Source organism: Intrasporangium sp. (assembly GCF_036566125.1).
Classification (GTDB): domain Bacteria; phylum Actinomycetota; class Actinomycetes; order Actinomycetales; family Dermatophilaceae; genus Intrasporangium.
In genome coordinates this window covers 1-3,211 of sequence record NZ_DATCWX010000339.1, presented here as the reverse complement: position 1 = coordinate 3,211, position 3,211 = coordinate 1, and the positions used below count along the sequence as shown (strand labels likewise).

3 protein-coding genes are annotated in these 3,211 nt (G+C 68.7%); 1 reads left to right on the top strand and 2 read right to left on the bottom strand.

What is annotated here, in order from left to right:
* The coding region (locus VIR15_RS20320; RefSeq protein ID WP_331931159.1) for a phospholipase D-like domain-containing protein at positions 1 to 1,160 on the top strand (1,160 nt) is incomplete at its 5' end.
* Between the two features lie 395 nt (positions 1,161 to 1,555).
* On the opposite strand, the gene VIR15_RS20315 is transcribed toward VIR15_RS20320, so the two are convergent.
* Both VIR15_RS20315 and VIR15_RS20310 read right to left on the bottom strand, forming a co-directional pair.
* The gene (locus VIR15_RS20315; RefSeq protein WP_331931157.1) at positions 1,556 to 1,912 is read right to left on the bottom strand and encodes a DUF1622 domain-containing protein; all 357 of its coding nucleotides are present in this window, start codon (positions 1,910 to 1,912) and stop codon (positions 1,556 to 1,558) included.
* A 514-nt stretch (positions 1,913 to 2,426) separates the two neighbouring features.
* The coding region (locus VIR15_RS20310; RefSeq protein WP_331931155.1) for a polysaccharide deacetylase family protein at positions 2,427 to 3,211 on the bottom strand (785 nt) is incomplete at its 5' end.

The following is a 3,211-nucleotide window of genomic DNA, read 5'->3' as shown; positions in this document are numbered from 1 at the left end:
GCCGTGGCGACGGCGCCATCCCGTTGCGTGACCTGCTCGCCGAGGTCGCGCAGCGGGTCCCGGTCCGCTTGCTCCTGTGGGCCGGACCGCCGGTGCCGGCGTTCCGTCCAACCCGCCACATGGTCAAGCGCGCTCGTGAGGGGTTCATCCGCGACAGCAAGGTGCAGTGCACCTTGGACAAGCGGGAGCGCACGCTGCACTGCCACCACGAGAAGATCATCGTCGTCGACGGTGACCTCGCCTTCGTCGGAGGGATCGACCTCACCTCCCTCCAGGCCGACCGCTTCGACGAGGAGAGCCACCCACCCCGCGATCCACTGGGGTGGCACGACGCGGCCGTGCGCCTCCGCGGACCCGCCGTCGCAGATGTGGCCAGACACTTCGTCCAGCGCTGGAACGACGTCACGACCGACCATCTTCCGGCGCCGGAGGAGCCGTCACCCGCCGGTGATGTCGGGGTCCAGGTGCTCCGCACGGTGCCCGAGCAGGTCTACACCTTCGCGCCGCGCGGCGAGTTCACCATCCTCGGGGCCTACCTGCACGCCTTGACCGCCGCCGAGCGGTTCATCTACCTCGAGAACCAGTTCCTCTGGTCCCCCGAGGTCGTCGACATCCTCTGCGCCAAGCTCACCCACCCGCCCAGCGACGACTTCCGGCTGCTCCTGCTGCTGCCCGCGCGGCCGACGACCGGAGCCGACACGACGCGAGGCCAGCTCGGCCGGCTGCTCGAGGCCGACGGCGGCTCGGGCCGGCTGCTGGCCACCACGATCTCCGCCCACGCCCCGGGCAAGTTGGCGCCGGTCTATGTGCACGCCAAGATCGGGATCATCGACGACCGGTGGCTCACCATCGGCTCGGCCAACCTCAATGAGCACTCACTCTTCAACGACACCGAGATGAACCTGCTCACCCGCGATGCGGACCTGGCGCGGGATACCCGGTTACGTCTGTGGTCTGAGCACACCGAGCAGCCCAAGGAGGCCGTGGCCGGCGACCCGCGCACCGTCATCGACGAGGTCTGGCGGCCCATCGCGGAGGAGCAGGCCCGCCGCCACGAGGACGGGCTGCCGCCCACCCATCGGCTCCGGCTCCTCGAGCACGTGTCCCGGCGGACCGGCCGGCTCCAGGGACCCCTCCGCGGGCTGCTCGTCGACGGATAGTCGACCCGCACTGAGCCACAACGAGACTCAGCCGTATGCCGCTGAGCTGGCTCAGCGGCATACGGAACCCTTGTCTGTTGCTGGCGTCACAGACGGGCAGTCGGCTACGCCGGAAGGCACCTGCCGGGGAGCTCTGGAGGGGGCGTCTGGGGGTCTGGGACGAGGTCCGTCTCCGGGATGATCTGGCCGCGGTGGGGACAACGGACGGGACGGAGTTGGACTGTGCCACTGCCCTGAGCACGCCGACGCAAAGCTTGTCCCGTCCGTCGTCCCAACTCGGCGACCGCGCCTCGCCAGCGCGGCACCAATAAGAGGTCCGGATGTGCCGCGTTGAGGGCGACGCCCGGTCATGCCGCAGCCAGGATGGTCGGCTGGCGGCGGTGTGACCCATCCAGCTAGTCCGTTGCAGGACCCTCCGGCGTCTTCTGCCACGGCCACCGGCCGGTGATCTCGAGCTCGAGGGAGAAACTGAGAAAGGTCCGGATCGCCACGATGAGAGCTAGGACCAGCACGCTGGCCAGAGTGGGTGTCACGGCGACGGTGCGGATGATGTCGGCGGCCACGAGCAGTTCGAGACCGAGCAGGATGGAGCGTCCCAGCTGCTGTCGGAACCGCCGGTAGACATCGGGCTGGTGTGTCCGGGCGTTGTGAGCAGCGCGTACGGCTGCCAACACCGCGCCGACGACCAGCACGGCCACACCGGCCGTGTCGATGCTCTTGCCGGCCAGCTCGACTGCATCGCTAAAGTCCACGCCGCTCCCGACCGTCTGATGTGATCCGTACCATGCATATACCCCGGTTGGCCGGCACGAACGGAGGCCATCTCCCTGCCCGGAATGGTGCCGCAGTCCAGACCTTGACGTCCGCATCTGCCGCTGGTCGCGCGATCGATCGTGCCGTCGAGGCCCCACGTCGGGTCGGAAAGTCGGTGGTGGGTGCCACCTCAAGGATCTTGTCGATCAACGCGGCGCGCTCACCGAGAGACTCGGGCTCGAAGTCCTGAGCAAGCTCAACACCGACGCGGCCTCGCCTGGCAGATCCATGGCGGCAATGTCCCAACTCATGGTCGCCATCTTCGTTACGTACGTTCACGCATCCACGGAGTCAACGCAGCCATCTGGCGCTGAAGCCAGCAGGTGGCTCGCAGCCGAGCACGATCAGAGGGCTGGCGCCTGCGAGAGTCTGCAGTGCCCGTCCCACCGCGGCCCGGGATCCCTTCACTTCACACTGAGCTGGCTCAGCGGCATACCGCACAGTGAGGGCCCTTCACTTGAAGGGCGCCTCGTCCACGAGCGCGGGACCGACAACCCGTCCGTCGGGCGCGACGAGCATGCCGTTGCGCTCGCTCACGGCCGTGCTCGACTTCACCACGTTGCCGCGGCTGTAGATGATGTCGCCCGGCCCCATCCCCGGCACGAGCGTCTCCACCGTGACGAGGGTGAAGCCCTTGGCGCGCAGGTCGGAGATGATCCCGGGCACCGCGTCCGCCGTTGCCGACACCCGGTCGTGCATCAGGACGATGGACCCGGCGCGCGCGTTGCTCACGACATGACTGCGGATCTGGCTGGCGGTGAGACCGTCCCAGTCCCTGGGGTCGACCGACCACAGGATGAGCGGCTTGCCGAGCTGGCGCGTGTTGCTGTTCCACGAGCCGTACGGCGGGCGCAGCAGCGTGCTGCGGGGCACCCCGGCCGCGGCGATGGCATCGTCAGCGCGGGTCACCTGCGACCGCTGACCGGAAAGGCTCAGCGTGGTCAGGTCCGGGTGGGACCAGGTGTGGTTCTCCACCGGGAACCCGTTGCGGTGCTGCTTCAGGGTCACCGAGGCCCTGGCCGAGATCTTGTTGCCGATGACGAAGAACGTGGCCGGCGTCCTGGTGGTGATGAGCGTGTCGACCAGGCGGTTCGTCGGGGCGTCGGGGCCGTCGTCGAAGGTCAGCGCCACGCAGGCCACCTTCGAGCAGTCGACGGGAGCCGCGATGCCGCCGTCACCGTTGAAGTCGCCGGGTCCGAGGATCGGGTCCAGGGCGTTCCAGCCGCTGCCGACGTCCA